The 14,862-nt window shown below is 73.2% G+C and carries 12 protein-coding genes; 3 read left to right on the top strand and 9 right to left on the bottom strand.

Going from position 1 to position 14,862, the window contains the following annotated elements:
• Positions 1-68: 68 nt before the first annotated feature.
• Positions 69-620, bottom strand: a complete 552-nt coding sequence (locus tag OU416_RS33340) for a VOC family protein (RefSeq protein WP_270931051.1) — start codon at positions 618-620, stop codon at positions 69-71.
• A gap of 94 nt (positions 621-714) precedes the next feature.
• Between OU416_RS33340 and OU416_RS33345 the strand changes: the two genes are divergently transcribed.
• On the top strand, positions 715-1,203 hold the full coding sequence (locus OU416_RS33345) for a GNAT family N-acetyltransferase (protein ID WP_270931052.1): 489 nt from the start codon (positions 715-717) through the stop codon (positions 1,201-1,203).
• Here OU416_RS33345 and OU416_RS33350 read toward each other — a convergent pair.
• The 4 genes from OU416_RS33350 to OU416_RS33365 form a co-directional block, all read right to left on the bottom strand.
• The gene (locus OU416_RS33350) at positions 1,184-2,470 is read right to left on the bottom strand and encodes a TIGR02679 family protein (protein WP_270931053.1); all 1,287 of its coding nucleotides are present in this window, start codon (positions 2,468-2,470) and stop codon (positions 1,184-1,186) included. The two genes, OU416_RS33345 and OU416_RS33350, sit on opposite strands and share 20 nt — an antisense overlap.
• Before the next feature lie 495 nt (positions 2,471-2,965).
• Positions 2,966-7,063: a TIGR02680 family protein gene (locus tag OU416_RS33355; protein ID WP_270931054.1), complete on the bottom strand. Its 4,098-nt coding sequence runs from the start codon at positions 7,061-7,063 to the stop codon at positions 2,966-2,968.
• On the bottom strand, positions 7,060-8,265 hold the full coding sequence (locus OU416_RS33360; protein ID WP_270931055.1) for a TIGR02678 family protein: 1,206 nt from the start codon (positions 8,263-8,265) through the stop codon (positions 7,060-7,062). The genes OU416_RS33355 and OU416_RS33360 overlap by 4 nt, the downstream gene beginning before the upstream one ends.
• Positions 8,262-9,896 carry a TIGR02677 family protein gene (locus OU416_RS33365; protein WP_270931056.1) on the bottom strand — a complete coding sequence of 545 codons (1,635 nt, stop codon included), beginning with the start codon at positions 9,894-9,896 and terminating at the stop codon, positions 8,262-8,264. Before OU416_RS33365 ends, OU416_RS33360 begins: the two co-directional genes overlap by 4 nt.
• 143 nt (positions 9,897-10,039) lie before the next feature.
• On the opposite strand from OU416_RS33365, the gene OU416_RS33370 reads away from it, so the two are divergent.
• Positions 10,040-10,984, top strand: coding sequence for a cobalamin biosynthesis protein (locus OU416_RS33370; protein WP_270931057.1), 945 nt, complete (start codon positions 10,040-10,042; stop codon positions 10,982-10,984).
• A 62-nt stretch (positions 10,985-11,046) separates the two neighbouring features.
• Here the strand turns inward: OU416_RS33370 and OU416_RS33375 are convergent, their stop codons facing one another.
• From OU416_RS33375 to OU416_RS33390, 4 genes are all read right to left on the bottom strand, one after another.
• Positions 11,047-11,940, bottom strand: coding sequence for an SURF1 family cytochrome oxidase biogenesis protein (locus tag OU416_RS33375; RefSeq protein ID WP_270931058.1), 894 nt, complete (start codon positions 11,938-11,940; stop codon positions 11,047-11,049).
• A gap of 114 nt (positions 11,941-12,054) precedes the next feature.
• Complete coding sequence (locus OU416_RS33380; RefSeq protein ID WP_270931059.1) at positions 12,055-12,537, bottom strand: hypothetical protein; 483 nt, start codon at positions 12,535-12,537, stop codon at positions 12,055-12,057.
• Between the two features lie 122 nt (positions 12,538-12,659).
• Positions 12,660-13,529 (bottom strand): fructosamine kinase family protein, encoded by an 870-nt coding sequence (locus OU416_RS33385; protein ID WP_270931060.1) that lies wholly within the window; start codon positions 13,527-13,529, stop codon positions 12,660-12,662.
• The gene (locus tag OU416_RS33390; RefSeq protein ID WP_270931061.1) at positions 13,526-13,984 is read right to left on the bottom strand and encodes a low molecular weight protein-tyrosine-phosphatase; all 459 of its coding nucleotides are present in this window, start codon (positions 13,982-13,984) and stop codon (positions 13,526-13,528) included. Before OU416_RS33390 ends, OU416_RS33385 begins: the two co-directional genes overlap by 4 nt.
• A 301-nt stretch (positions 13,985-14,285) precedes the next feature.
• Between OU416_RS33390 and OU416_RS33395 the strand changes: the two genes are divergently transcribed.
• Positions 14,286-14,843 (top strand): DUF4232 domain-containing protein, encoded by a 558-nt coding sequence (locus OU416_RS33395; RefSeq protein WP_270931062.1) that lies wholly within the window; start codon positions 14,286-14,288, stop codon positions 14,841-14,843.
• Positions 14,844-14,862 lie beyond the last annotated feature (19 nt).

Consider the following 14,862-nt stretch of genomic DNA (forward strand, 5'->3'; position numbering starts at 1 on the left):
TGCTTTGTGGTGTTAGGGCACCGGAAAGTGCTCACGGGGTCGGCGCTGGTCCAGGACGCCGGTGGACCTCACCGCGGGAGGAGGCGGAGGCGGCCTTCGGGGCCGGATTCCGCGGCGAGGAACTCCAGGTGGGGGCCTTCTCCGGAGGCCGGCTGCAGGGCGGCGAACTCGGCGCTGTCGGTGGTGAGGTCCATGCCCGTGGTCTCGGCCCAGCCGCGGGCCAGCGCGCGCGGGTCGGGGGTGTCGACCACGACCGCGGCGACCGGGCCGGTGCGCTCGTAGATCTTGCGGGGTTCGAGCACGCAGAGCTCGTTGCCCTCGACGTCGGCCATCACCACCCAGGGCACGTCGCTGCTCTGGTCGATGTCGGCGAAGCGGGCACCGGCGTTGAACAGCCGCTCGACGAGCTTGGTCTGATCGTCGTGCGACTCGCTGCGCAGATCCAGGTGCACGCCGTTCTTGGCGGTCTTCGCCACCGCGCCCGGCACGAAGCGCAGTTCGACGCCCGCGCCCGCCGGGTGCACCGCGGATCCGTCGAGGTTCCAGCCGAGCACGTCGGCCCACCACTGCGCGAGCCGCTGCGGCTCCCGCGCCGAGAACTCCACGACGACCGGTGTCATGGCCGAAAGCTACCGCAGATCACGGACTGGAACTCGTCGTGCGGCGGCGGAAAAGGACTGGCGCCCGGACATCCCCGCGGGTGAAGCTGCTGCCATGCGGATTCGTGAAGCGCGCCTCGACGACTGGCCGGCCATCTGGCCGTTCATGCGGGACATCGCGATGGCGGGGGAGACGTTCTCCTGGGACCGGGACATCTCGGAGGAACGGGCCCGCGAGCGGTGGTTCCCGGCGCTGCCCGGCCGCTCGGTGGTGGCGGTCGACGACGACGGCACGGTGCTCGGCACCGCGGTGTCCGGGCCGAACCACGAGGGCCCGGCCAGTCATGTGGCGAGCGCGAGCTTCATGGTCGACGCGGCGCACGCCGGGCGCGGTGTCGGGCGTGCGCTGGGGCGTCACGTGCTGGACCAGGCGCGGGCCGACGGCTTCCGCGCCATGCAGTTCAACGCCGTGGTGGAGACCAACACCAGGGCGGTCGCGCTGTGGCGGTCGCTGGGCATGGAGATCGTCGCGACGCTCCCGCAGGCCTTCCACCACCCGGTGCACGGCTACGTCGGCCTGCACGTCATGTACCAGTTGCTTTGAGCCCGGCGCGGAGGTCGGCGAGCAGGCCCGGCAGCACGACCTCCTCCTCGACGGCGCGGGCCGCGGTGGACATCAGCTCGGCCAGCTCCGGATCCCACGGCGTCTCCAGCGGCGCGCCGACGAGGTTCGGCAGGTCGGTGCGGTCCGCGGCCGCGTGGTCGAGCGCCTCGCGGTAGTCACCGGCCGACATCCGCCAGGGCCGGGCGCGGTGGTGCTCCCAGAGGGACCGGGTGATGCCGATGCCCGCCCAGTCGAAGTCGCCGTGGTGGTGCAGGGTCGCGCCGTCGGCGGTGAGCCGGTCGAGCAGGGCCAGCGCGACCGTCGTCGGGTGGCCCGACACGCACACCACCGGGTGCTCGATGCGTTCCTCCGCGGCGGATTCCAGCACGCGCGGGTTCTCGCACACCGCGACGGCGGTCCCGGGCTCGACGAGCCGGGCCGGAGCGGTGCGCAGGTCGAGGTGGGTCAGGTGCGTCGGCAGGCCGATCGCGGACCGCCGCCGTGCACCGTCCGACCAGGAATCGTCGCCGACGAGTGGCAAAGCCCAGGTCAGCACGGTAGCGGACACCGCGTCGAGGGTGACGCCGCAGCGCTCCCACAGCGCCCGGCGCTCCCGCTCGTTGCCCGGCGACTCGACTCCGTGCGCCAGCGCAGCAGCCTTGAGCACGACCCGGCTCAAGGCCGTGCCGTTGTCGAGCTGGTGCGCACCGCCGACACGAGCGGCGAGTTCACCGCGCGAAGTCCAGGTCTCGGGCGCCCGATCCAGCGCGAGCGCGGACAGGACTCCGGCCGCGCGTCGCGCAATGGTGGGCAGTTCATCGGCTGCCACGCGTCCGTACTGGTAGATCCACTGCATCCACGGCGCGGCCCACCCGGCTTCCGCGAGGCCGTGTTCCGCCAAGGCCGCGCGCAGCGGCTCGATCGTCCGCTCCCGCTGCTCATCCCGGGAGCTCGCCTCGCGCTGGACCACCGGTCGCTCGTGCAGGATCTCCAGGACTTCCGCCAGCCCCAGGCCGAACCGGCTCCCGCGCACCGAATCGTCCAATTTGGACACATTGATCCGCGTTCCCAGCCCCATCATCGGGCGCCCGTACACCTCGCCGACGAGCCGCTGCGCCTCAGCATCGGGCAGCTCCAGCCGGAAGGTCGCCGGTGGCTTGGGCGATTCCAGCGCTTCTCGCGCCTGCTCCCACAACCCGCGCAACGCCTCAACGCCCCACACCGCGCGAACGTCGTCCACGACTCCCACCGCAACCTCCCAGCTCACCAGTCCTCCCGGAAACATGATGGTCGAGAGCCGCCCAAGACCTACCAGGGGGTTTAGGCCGACGCGGCGCACCTCTACTCCCACCGGTGATAGCGGGATGACGTTGAGGTGGTGACGGGGCCGGTTGGGGGCGTGGCCGGGTTCGGGTTCGAAGCGGTGGGTGGTCGCCTTGAGGGTGCCCGTGTCACCACCCCAGGTTCCGCCGAACGATCGCGCACCACGCTCTCGGGGCGACGCTGGCTAGGGCCGGGACCCGTGTCACCACTGTTCATGTGGTGGTGACGTCCGGCGATTTTGCCTGAAACTGGCGTCCCAGCCCGGCCGCATCCTGCGTCGAGACGCGGCCAGTTTCAGGCAAAATCGCCCCCGCGCACGACGCAACCACCTACCGCAGTGCACTCAATCCGGCCCCGCACCCCACCGGCTCCGTCACCACCTCGCCCCAGCCGCTCTATCGCCACCGAACCACCAGGTCCCGCCCCGGACGCGTCCCGGTCACCCGTCCGCCCGGTGCAGCGCGGTGCCGGTCCAGGTCGTGTGCGTGCAGGCGATCCCGTGGCCGCTGCGGGGGCGGAGGACGTCGTAGATGTGCATCTTCGGGATCTTCGGCGAGACGCCCCAGCCGCTGGGCCAGGTGATCAGCCAGTCCATGTCCAGGTCCACCAGCAGGCCGAGCATCCGCGCGATCGTCGGGTCGTCCAGTCGCTCGAACGCTTCGTCCAGCAGCACCAGCCGCAGCGGGCCGCGGCCGTCCGAGGACACGCTGACCGCGTCGTAGAACGCCGCCGCGGCCGCGAACAGCGTCACGTAGGAGATCAGGCGCGTTTCGCCGGAGGAGAGCTGGCGCAGCCGCCGCACCCGCGGTTTGCCGTCCGGGCCGGTGTCGCGGACCCGCACGGTGAACGCGAACCACGAGCGGTAGTCCAGCGCGCGGGCCAGGATCTCCGCGTAGCCGCCCGAGGTGCTGTCCCGCTCGGCCTCGATGAGGTCGGTGAACACCCGGCGCAGCAACGCGTCCTGGTCGTCGCTGCGGTCGGCGAACGGGGTGCGCACCAGGTCGATGGCCTGCTTGATGTCCTCGCCCAGCGCGGCCGACGGCTGCCAGTCCAGCTGGACGTGCACGCCCTGGCTGGAGCGGGCACCGTCGAGCACCTCGTTCATCCGCTTGCACAGGTCCTCGGCGATGGACATCTGCCCGCGCAGGCGTTCGGCGAGGTCGCGGATCAGGTAGTCGGCGAAGATCGACTGGTAGCGCTCGTTGAGGTAGCCGCGCTGCTCGCCGAGCCGTTCGCCGACCCGCCGCGCCGCCTCGGCCACCGGCTGCGGTCCTTCTTCACCGGTGACCGTCACGGTCAGCAGGCCGTGCTGGTCGGCGGCGGTGATGTCGTAGTTGCCGCTCAGCGAGTGCTGCAGCGTCTGCAGCCGGTTGAGCACGGTGGCCTCCGACGATCCGCGCCGCTCGGCCTCGGTGAGCAGCGCGGCGGCTTCGTCGAGCTCGCCGGGCAGCTCCTCGCCGACCTCGGCGGCCGACCACAGGCCGGGGATGCGCAGCGCCTGCTGGAAGGTCTCGGTCGCCGAGGACGCGTCGTGCTCGCGGCCCGGCAGCTGGGACTGCTTGTTCTCCAGCTGGGTTTCCAGCCGCGCCGCGGCCTCGCGCAGCGAGCTGATCCGCTCCCGCGCCTGCGGCAGCTGCTTGCGCAGGTCGGCGCGCTCGCGCTCGAACGCGCTCACCTTGTCGGAGATCTCCTGCGCCTCGCCACCGACCGCCGAGGTCAGCTCGGCCAGCCCGGTCGCCTGCTCGGCGTAGGCGGCGCAGCGCTGCTCGGCCTGGGACTCGGCCTCCATCCGGTCGGCGATGGCGACGTCGTGGTGCAGCGAGATCTCCTGCAGGTCGGCCAGCGTCGGCAGGCAGCGCGAGTCGATCGCCTCGCACAGCGCGTCGATCCCGCCGCGGGCGTCGATGGCGGCCCGGTGCGCCGCGTCGAGCGCCCGGGTGTCGGCGGGCAGATCCGCCTCACCGGCCGAGCGCACCAGTTCGGCGTGCGCGGCCTGCCAGCGCTGGTCGGCGCTCTCGTGCTGCTCGCGCAGCTGCACCACCTTCTGCTCGCTGTCGGCCGCGGCCTCGATCGCGGTGGTCAGCTTCGCGTGCGCGGTCAGCAGATCGCCGTCGTCCGGGTAGGACTCCAGGTGCTGCTCCAGCTCCGCCGCGTGCTCGGACGCCTCGTGGTGGCGCCGCTCGGCTTCGCCGACCTCGGCGCGCAGCCGGGAGAGGTCCTCCTCCAGCTCCGCGATGCGCCGTGCGCGGGCCGCTTCGCGGGCGCCCGCTCCGACGTACTCCGCGGCGCTCTTTCGCCACGCGCCGGAGAGCACCCCGGCGCGCCAGCTCCCGTCGGTGGACACCGAAAGCCCTGCGCTGCCGTCGGTCGACACCGCGGCCAGCAGGTCGGCGACCCGCTCCGGCGGCACCGGGCAGTCGGTCACGGCGGCGGGGGAGAGCAGGTCCGCGAGCGCGGCACCGCTGCCCGGATCCGCGGGTTCGGCGAGCAGGTCGGCCAGTCCGGGAACCGCGCCGTCGGCGGTGACCCACGCGTTGAGCAGGCCGCTGGACTGCAGCGCCGCTTCCAGCCCCGCCCGCTCGCCTGCGGTCAGGGACGGCTGGAAGTCGACCAGCTCGTAGAAGGCGCGGCCCTGCTCCGGGTTCCGCTCGGCCTCGGCCCAAGCGGGGCGGCCCGGGGTCTGCTCGTGACCGGCGCGGAGCTCGGCCAGCTCCTGCTCGCGGGTGCGGGAATCCACGCGCAGCTCGGTGATCTCCTGCTCGACGGCGGAGACCTGGCGGCGCGCTTCGTGCAGCTGCGGCCGCGCCCAGCGCCGCGCCTGCTCGCGGGCACCCCGCGTCGCGGTGCGGTTCTCGGCGAGTTCGTCGGCGGCGGGCGGTTCCGGCGCCGGGTCCTCCACTGCGGAGGGCCATTCGGTCGCCCACTTCTGCGCCCGCTCGACCCACACCGCCGCGGCGTCGGCGAGCTCCTGCTGCGCCTGGTTGCGCCGCCCGGCGGCTTCGGTCGCGGTCAGCTGCGCCTGCCGGGCCAGTCGTTGCAGCTCGGCGACCTTGTTCTGCTCGGCGTCGAGCTCCACGGCCTGCTGGTGCAGCGCGAGGGTCAGCGCCGAGCGCTGTCGTGCGGTGGCGGCCAGCTGCTGCGAATCCGCCACCACAGCGCGGAATTCCGCGGCGATCGCCTCGGCGTCCAGCTGCGGTGCGACGGCGCGCTGCACCTCCTGCGCGACGGCATCCGGTTCCGGCGAGATCCGCACCTCGGCCTGCTCGGCGCGCAGCTCCGCGACCGGGACCACCGGCGGTCGCCGCACCAGCGACCCGTCCAGCCCCGCGGTCGACAGCTGCTGCGCCGCCCGCTGCGCCGCCTGACCGGCGGCCTCGGTGTCACCGGAGAGCCGCCGCAGCACGCCCACGACCGATTCCGCCGAGCGGTGCTCCTGCGCGCGGTGCTTGGCGGCGGTGTCCAGCGCGGAAACCGCCGAACTGCGAGCGCTTTCCACCAGCTGCTCGCGGTCGCGCAGGTTCTGCAGCTCGGAGTAGGCCGGGTGGGAGCGCAGGGCGTCGATGCTGGATTCCAGCTCGGCCTCGCGCTGCTCCAGCTCGGCGATCGTCCGCTCCGCGGTCTCCCGGTCCTGCTGCTTGCCGCCGACCTGCTTCTCCAGACCGGCCAGCTCCTTGCGCAGCGCGCGGAGCCGCTGCTGGGCGGTGCGCATCGCTTCGGCCCGGTCGCGCAGCGCGCCGAACGCGTAGCCGGAGTAGGTCGACAGGAACGCGGTGAGCGCCTTGTCCGCGCCGGTCAGCCGGACGATGTTCTCCCGGATCGACTCCAGGTCGTCGAACGAGGTGGCCAGCCGCTCGATCAGCGCGGCGTCCAGCGGCGGCAGCGCGTCGGAGAGGATCTGCTCCAGCTGCCCCTCCAGCACCTTCAGCCCGACGTCGGGGTTGCGCAGCGTGCGCTGCAGGTGCAGCAGGTCGCCGTAGCGGGCGGCGGGCACGCCGTAGACGGTGGCCGCGACCTTGGCGCGGAAGGCCTGGTCGTCGAGCACGCAGTCGGCGCCGAGCAGGTCGCGCAGCTGCGCCGAACCCAGCGGCACCCGGTCCGCGCCGACCAGGTAGAGGTTGATGCCGACGCGGCGGCTGGTGATGAACCGCCACGAGTCGCTGATCGACTGCGAGGTCTTGGACGCCTTCACGCCGACGCCGCAGGTGAGGAATTCCTCGTGGCCGTCGGCGGTTTCGCGGCGCAGCTCGATCCAGGCGTAGCCGATCCGGTTCGGCCCGCCCGGGTACTCGTCGAGCATCAGCCGCCGGATGCTGACCGTGTCGAAGCCCTTGGAACCCAGCTGCCGCAGGTCGCCGTCCAGGCACAGCGGCAGCAGCAGCTCCAGGGTGCGGGACTTGCCGGAGCCGTTGGTGCCCTGGAAGATCGCCCGCCCGCCGTCGAGGTCGAAGGTCGTCTCGGCGTACTGCCAGATGTTGACGATCCCGCCGCGGTGCAGCCGCCAGCGGTTCGCCCCGGGCCCGGTGCTCTCGTCGCTCACCGCTGTTCCCCCTGCTTCTCGTCGATCTCGTCGAACAAGGACCAGCCCGCCGGCTCGGGGGCGGGTGGTTCCGGTTCCCGGTTGGGTGCCGGGGTGGCGTCCGGTTGCGGCAGCCAGCGGTGCGCGGCCGGGCTGAGCAGCCAGCTCCCGCCCGCGTCCTGCAGCAGACCGAGCCTGCGCAGCAGCGCCACCACCGAGTGCACCAGCTCCTGGTGGTCCTCGGTGGCCTGCCGGGACCACGCGGCAGGGTAGGCCTCGACCAGCTCCTGGCACACGTCGGTGAGGTCCTGCCAGGTCACCGGGTGCTTGCCCGCGGCGTCCGCGGCAGCGCGGTCGAGCAGCTCGGGCAGCGCCAGCAGCGCGATGCGGGCCACCGTTCCCGGCCCCGGGAACGCCACGTCGCTGAGGTAGTCCTCCGGGTCGCAGACCACCACGCCCTCCGCGCGGCACTCGCTGACCAGCCCGAAGAACCGCTCCAGGCGGCGGGATTCGGCGGTCACGTGCTCGCGCAGCCAGCCGGACTGCTCGGCCGGGAGGTCGCTGTAGAGCACGACCGGGTCCTCGACCAGCCGCCGCCGCACCGCGTGCTCCAGGTTGCGCGGCCCGGCCGCGCTGGCCAGCTCGATCAGCTGCTCGGGGCTCTCGGCCTCGGCCAGCGGCCCGGCGACGAGCTGTCCGAGCAGGTCGGTGTCGATGGTGATCAGCGCTTCGGCGGACGATTCGGCGGTCACCGATCCCTCGGTCTCGGTGATCACGCCCAGCGCCACCAGCTGCCGCAGCGCGGCGGTCAGCGCGCGCCGGTCCGCCGGGTCGTCGACGACCGCGATCTCGGCCTCGGCCGCGGCGGCGCGGACATCGCTGACCAGCCGGGACAGCAGGACCTGGCGGCCGATGCCGGTCAACGCGGCCAGCGTCAGCGCCAGGTAGGCGTAGCCGCGCGGGCTCAGCGCCGCCTCGCCGCGGGTGGTGTCCTCGCCGGCGCCCGACTTGTACAGCCGGGCGAAGCGGCGCTCCACCACCAGCCGGTAGCCCAGCAGCGAGGAGAACACCTCTTGGAGCACCACGCGCTGCCGGTAGATCATCGGCAGCAGGTCGCCGTCCGGGCCACCGGCGCGCAGCAGCGGGCGGCGCAGCAGCACCCGGGCGCAGCGGACGACGTTCGCCGCGTCGATGTCGGGCAGCTCGTCGAAGGTCGTGGTCATCGGGCGGCCCCCTGCTCCTGCGGGATCGCGCCGTCCCCGCTGAGTTCCAGCACCGTGTCGCGCAACGTCAGCCGTCCCGCTGCGCTGGCGATCTCGGTGTCCTGACCTGCCTCCGGCCGCACGGTGACGCGCAGGCGGTGCACCGGGTCGAGCGCGGTGCCCGCCTCGTCGGAGCCCTCGCGCTGGGCCATCGCCAAGGTCAGCAGCTCGCACAGCACGCCGAGGGCATCGGGGGACAGCTCCTGCTCGGCCAGCCGCGGTCCGGCCGCGGCGAGCTCGGCGACGGCCGCGCTGCGCTTCTGGTCGGCCTCGCGGGCCTGGGCAAGCAGGGTTTCCTCGGTCATCGGGTCGTCGAGCACCCGCGAGGTCCGGCCGCGGGCGCCGCGATCGCCGCGGCTGCGCACGCTGACCGTGACGTCGAGCACCGGGCCGTCGCGCCAGGACACCTTGTCGTTGTCGGTGTCGTAGTCCGGCGCGGGCTGCAGGTGGCGGGCCGAGTGCAGGCCGAACGCGGCCGAGTGCAGCTGGTGCGCGCCTGCCTCGTCGGCGCCGTCGAACCACTTCGCCAGCTTCAGCAGCTCACCGCGGCGGCCGGGCACCAGCCCACCGCCGGAGGTGGCCCGCTTCACGCTGGCCAGCAGCGAGCCGATCGCCCGCGCGGTGGCCTCCCGCAGCGCGGCGACCTGGCTGGGGCGGCCCGGGGAGTCCACGAACCAGTCGGTGAGCTCCTGCCAGTCCGCCGCGGTCCGGCCGCGCGCCCGCTCCACGTCGGTGCCCAGCTGGTCGGCCGGGCCGAGCAGGCGCAGCAGCTCGCCGCGCACCCCGGCCAGGCCCGCCAGCGAACCGGCGATGGTCTCGGTGTGCCGCAGCACGTCCTCCACCACCATCTGGATGTACTCGACCAGCAGGTTGCGGAACCCGGAGATCTCCTCCGGGGCCAGCTGGTGGCGGGTCACCACCTGGCCCAGGTAGGCGTAGAAGTCGCGGACCGTGGCGGCCAGCTCCGCGTGCTGCAGGAACACCGTGGTGACCTGCTCGGCGAGCCGCTCCCTGGCCTGCCGCGCGGCCTTCGCCCGCGGATCGCGGACCTCGGCGGCCAGCGCCTCGGACAGCGCGCTGCCGATCCCGGCCAGCCCGCGGTCGATGGCGGGCAGCAGCTCGCGGGACACCTCGCGCGCGCCCTCCGGCACCCGCAGCAGCGCGTCGACGTCCCGCTGCACGCGAACCGCGAGCTTGCTGACCTGGTAGCGCACGCTGCCGTGCTGGAACTCGGCGATGCTCGACGCGATCGTCTCGCGGCGGCCCACCACCAGGTTGCCCCACTTCACCAGCCGCTTGAGCCGGTCGATGACGGTGTCCACATCGGACTCGCCGGGCGCCACCCCGCCCTCCCGCTCGGCGGCCGCCAGCGCCGCGCCCACCTCGCCGGCGGACAGGTCCGCCAGCAGCGTCGAGGTGAACAGCCGCATGATCGCCAGGTAGGTGCGGTGCTCGGGTGCCTGCAGGTAGGCGAACAGCTGCAGGCGCTGCCCGTCGTCGCGGGTCTGGTCGGGCGCGGGCGCGGGCACGTCCGCCGCGGTTCCCGCGACGCCCGCGCGCAGCACATCAGCTTCGTGGTCCGGGGCCGTCACGGTCCGCCACGATATCCGGTGGGGCGGACACGGCCGGTCACCTGGCATGCGGTGACCGGCCGCGGCCGCCCCGGGGGTAGCGTTTCGGGACGGCTTCGGGCGCGGGGGAGGCCCCGGCTGGACGATCTGGAGGAGCAGCACCGGTGAGCGCGGGACGGGCGGTCGGACTCTTACTCGGCGTGGCTGCGGACGCGGCCCTCGGTGATCCGAAGCGCGGGCATCCGGTCGCGGCCTTCGGCAAGATCGCGCAGTCCGCGGAGCGGCTGCTGCACCGCGACCAGAAGCCGGCCGGGGTCGTCTACACCGGGGTGCTGGTCGGCGGCGCGGTCGGGCTGGGCGTGCTCGCGCAGCGGTGGACCAAGCGCAGCCCGGTGCTGGAAGCGGCCGCGACCGGCCTGGTGACCTGGGTGGTGCTCGGCGGATCGTCGCTGGCCGACGAGGGCACCGCGATGGCCCGGCTGCTGGACGCGGGCGAGATCGAGGCGGCCCGCGAGCGGCTGCGCAACCTGTGCGGCCGCGACTCGGCGGTGCTCGACGGCCAGGGCCTGGCCCGCGCCACCGTCGAATCGGTGGCGGAGAACACCTCCGACGCCGTGGTCGCCCCGCTGGTCTGGGGCGCCGTCGCGGGCATCCCCGGACTGCTCGCCTACCGCGCGGCGAACACGCTGGACGCCATGGTCGGCCACCGCTCGCCCCGCTACGCCAACTTCGGCTGGGCCTCCGCGCGCCTGGACGACCTGCTCAACCTGGTGCCCTCGCGGCTGGCGGCGGTGCTGACCTCGGCGTGCGCGCCGGTGGTCGGCGGCTCGGCGAAGGGTGCGTGGCGCACCTGGCGCCGCGACGCCTCGGCGCACCCGAGCCCGAACGCCGGGCAGATCGAAGCGGCCTTCGCCGGAGCGCTCCAGATCCGCCTCGGCGGCCGGACGGTGTACGGCCACGTCGTCGAGCAGCGCCCGGTCCTCGGCGAGGGCCGCACGGCCGACGCGGGCGACGTGACCAGGAGCGTCGAGCTGTCCCGGGTGATCGGCACGGCCACGGGCGTTCTCACCGCGGCCTGCGCCCTGACCCGGGCCCTCCGCCGCCGCTGAAATCGCCTCAGTCACGACAAGAGGGCCGCAGCTTCCTCAGGAGCTGCGGCCCTCTTGCGAGATCAGGCTCTGCTGGTCGGTTCCGCGTCCGCGGTCTCCCGGCGTTCGGCTTCCTCGCGTTCGCGGCGCTCGTCCTCGGCGATCGCTTCCGCCACCGACATCTTCTTGCGGCGGGGCTGCGGCTCGGACTTCGAGCCCTCCGCTTCCGCTTCGCGCCAGGCCGGGCGGGCGCCGGGGCGCAGCTCCGAGTAGATGAGGTAGCCGATCGCGATGACGGCCATGATGCCGAACGCGATCCACTGCAGCGCGTAGGAGAAGTACGGACCGGACTCCAGGCGCGGCAGCGGCAGCGCGCCGAGCACGCCGGGCTGCCCCTCGTTGAGCGCGAAGTAGCCGGGCTGCAGGGCGATGCCGGTGCCCTGCGAGATGGTCCCGGCGTTGACCGCGTACGCCCAGCGGTGCCCGTCGTGCTCGAACAGCGGGCGCTGCTTGCTGTCGTTCTCGTCGGTGCGGACGCGCGCGGTGAGCGTGACCTCGCCGCTCGGCGGTGCGTCGTAGGCCGGGGCCCGCGTGCCGTTCACCGGCCGGATGTAACCGCGGTTGACCAGCACGGTCGTGCCGTCGGCCAGCCGGAACGGGGTCAGCACCTCGAAGGCGGGCTCGCCGAGCACGGTGCGCTGCCAGCCCAGCGTCTCGCCTTCGGGCAGGTACTGGCCGCGCAGCAGCACCTGCGCCCACTCGGTGCGCGCATCGGGCGCTTGGCCTGCGGGCAGCACCTCGCCGAGCGGGCGCGGTGGCGTGTGGAAGGACTCGGAGATCGCGTTGTTGCGGGCCTGCGCCTCATCGCTGCGGCTGAACTGCCAGGGTGCCAGCAGGGTGAAGCACAGCGTGGTGAAGACCGCGACCAGCGCGATCAAGCCGAGCCAACCGGGTCGCAGCAAGAACTTCAGACGCACCCCACTACGGTAGCTCAGCTGCCCTGACCTGCGGTTTTCGGATGCTCCCGGACGCCGGCCCACGACGCGTCTTAGCAGGTCAGCTCCCGTGGCGAAGTGCGCTGTTGGTCCGGATCAGGGCTGGTAGCGGGCGGCGATCTTGGTGATCCGGCCGCTGTCGTCGAACCAGATCTTGGCCGACTGGGGGTTCTGCTGGGTGAAGTCGGCCGCGCTGATCGGCACCACGCCCAGTCCTTCGTCGTCGACCTGGGGCTCGGCGGTCGGCGTGCCACCGGCGAACGGGCTGAACAGCTGGGCCTCCGGGGACAGCGGTGCCGTCAGGGTGGGGCCACCTGCGTGGATCGGGCGCGGCGCTCCTCCGGTGGAGTCGTCCCACTTGCCCTCCGCGTAGGAGACCGTGAAGCCTCCGTCGTTCTCGATGAACTCCACGTCGACGGCGATGTCGAGGGCCTCCTCGCCGGTCTGGACGCTGGCGACGCCTGCCGCGGTGCCGGGCGAGACCGACTGCTCGGCCAGCGAGGCGCACCCGCTGACCACCAGCGCGGCGGCCAGCAGCCCGCCGGGGATCAGCACGGCCAAGCGGTTCGTCTTGCGCATTCTGCTCTCCTACCACCGGGTTGTTCCGACTCTTTGCCCATGAAGACGCCCGGGGACTGCCGGGGTTGTCAGCGGTCGGCCCGGCCGCCCGAACGGGCAACGCGGATGCCCGCAGGGGCAGATCAGCCGGAGCGGAGGGCGGAGCGGGCAGCGCTGACGGCGCTGTCGGCGTAGCCGGTGCCGAAGAGGACCGCGTGCACCAGGAGCGGGAACAGCTGGTGGAGGGCGATGCGATCGCGCCAGCCCTCGGCGAGGGGACGGGCTTCCTCGTAGGCGGCCACGATGCGGTCCAGGTGGGGGCAGCCGAACAGGTGCAGCATCGCGAGATCGGTCTCGCGGTGACCGCCGTGCGCCGCCGGGTCGATCAGCCAGGCCCGCCGCTCGCCCCAGTGCACGTTGCCGCTCCAGAGGTCGCCGTGCAGCCGGGCGGGCGGCTCGGCCGGACCGGCCAGCCGGTCGATGTCCGCGCACACCTGCGAGATCACCGAGCCATCGGCGGCGTCCAGCACGCCGGAGTCCACGGCCTTCCGCAGGTAGGGCTCGATCCGGTGCGCCGCGTAGAACGAGGGCCAGTCCGGTGCGGGTTCGTTGCGCATCGGGGCGAGGCCGATCCAGGCGTCGGCCGGGCCGTCCGGTGGCGCGGCACCGAACGCCGGTGCCCCGGTCGCGTGCAGCCCAGCGAGGCCTCGCCCGAGCTGTTCGGCCGCTGCCGCGGTGGGCGCGGCTTCGGCGACGTGCTCGGTGACCAGCCAGTGCTCGGTGTGCCCGAGCACCTCGGGCACCGCGACCGCGCCCGGTTCGGCGAGCCAGCGCAGGGAAGCGGCTTCGGCGGCGATCGCGCCCGGCATCGACTCCGGCGCGGTCTTGGCGAACACCACCGCGCCGTCGTCGAGCGACACCGCGAACACCGCCGCGGTGTCCCCGCCGCTGAGCCGCCGCACGTCGACCGGGGTGCGACCGGTGATGGCGGCCACCGCCGAGCGGGCCGTCACAGCCGCTCGCGGACCCAGTCGAGCAGCCCCGGCGTCGCGGCCTCGACCATGGCCAGCACGTCGTCGAAGCCGTTCACACCGCCGTAGTACGGGTCGGGCACTTCGGCGCCGTCCTCGGCTCCCGCGTCGAAGGAGCGCATCAGGCGCACCTTGGACGGGTCGTCGGCGAGGCGGCGCACCGCGCTCAGGTGCCCGGCGTCCATCGCCACCAGCAGATCGGCGTCCAGGTGGTGGTCGTCGATCTGCGCGGCGACGTGCTCGGTCGGGTAGCCGTTGTCCGCGAGGACCTTCGCGGTCCGGGGATCGGCCGGCTCGCCGACGTGCCACGGCCCGGTCCCGGCGCTGGAGACCTCGACCTGCCCGTCGAGTCCGGCCCGGCGCAGTTGCTCCCGGAACACCAGCGCGGCCATCGGGGACCGGCAGATGTTGCCGGTGCAGATGAAGGAGATGTGCACGTGCGGAAACTCCGATCAGCGCGATTGGGTGATGCAACCGTTTCTATCAGGCACTACGTCGCTCGTGAGTGCTCGTTGACTCTCGCCCCGTACTCGGCCTGGTGATCTTTGAGCGCCCAGAGCAGCGGAGCCACCGCGTCCATGTCGGACGGCTCAGAACGCGGTGGCCGGGAGTTCGCTGGCGAGGATCACGCAGCGGGTGAGGTCGAGCAGGCACTCGTGAGCAACCCGAATCGGCTTCGGGCGTCTTGCGGGGAGAAGCAGGCGGGAGCACCGGCTCCCGCGAGGAGAGGAGCAGGACATGCTGCGGACCACCCTGGGGGCGCTGGCTCTGGCGGGCACGGCGTTGACGATGACGGCGTGCGGAGCCGCCCAGGCGGGCCAGTCGGCGCTCGGCGTGCAGTCGGCCGTCGGGAACGACGCCGCCGAGGTCGACACCCCGCGTTGCGGCACCGGCGATGTGAAAGCCAAGTTCGGCGGGGTCCTCGACGACGGCTCCGGCCAGCTGCACATCCAGCTGGAGTACACCAACATCTCCGATCACGAGTGCATCCTGCGCGGCGCGCCGGGCGTCGATCTCACCGGCCCGGTCGACCCCGTGCACGGACCCACCTATTCGGTGCCGCGGATCGACGACGGGGATCCCGGATACCTGCTGACGGCCGGCGAGCGGGGCATCGCGGATCTGACGGTGCTCCCGGACCGCAGCCCGGAAGCGTGGCGGCCGACGGAGCTGATCACCATTCCGCCGGGCCAGGAGGACCCGCTGCGGATCCCGTGGTCGCACGACTTCGGCGTGGTGCGCCAGGACGGCGCCACCCACCCGGGCACCTACGTGCACAACTTCAAGCCGTTCTGATCGGGCGAGCGGACCGTTC

It is taken from the genome of Saccharopolyspora indica, assembly GCF_027853965.1.
In the GTDB taxonomy this organism is placed as follows: domain Bacteria; phylum Actinomycetota; class Actinomycetes; order Mycobacteriales; family Pseudonocardiaceae; genus Saccharopolyspora; species Saccharopolyspora indica.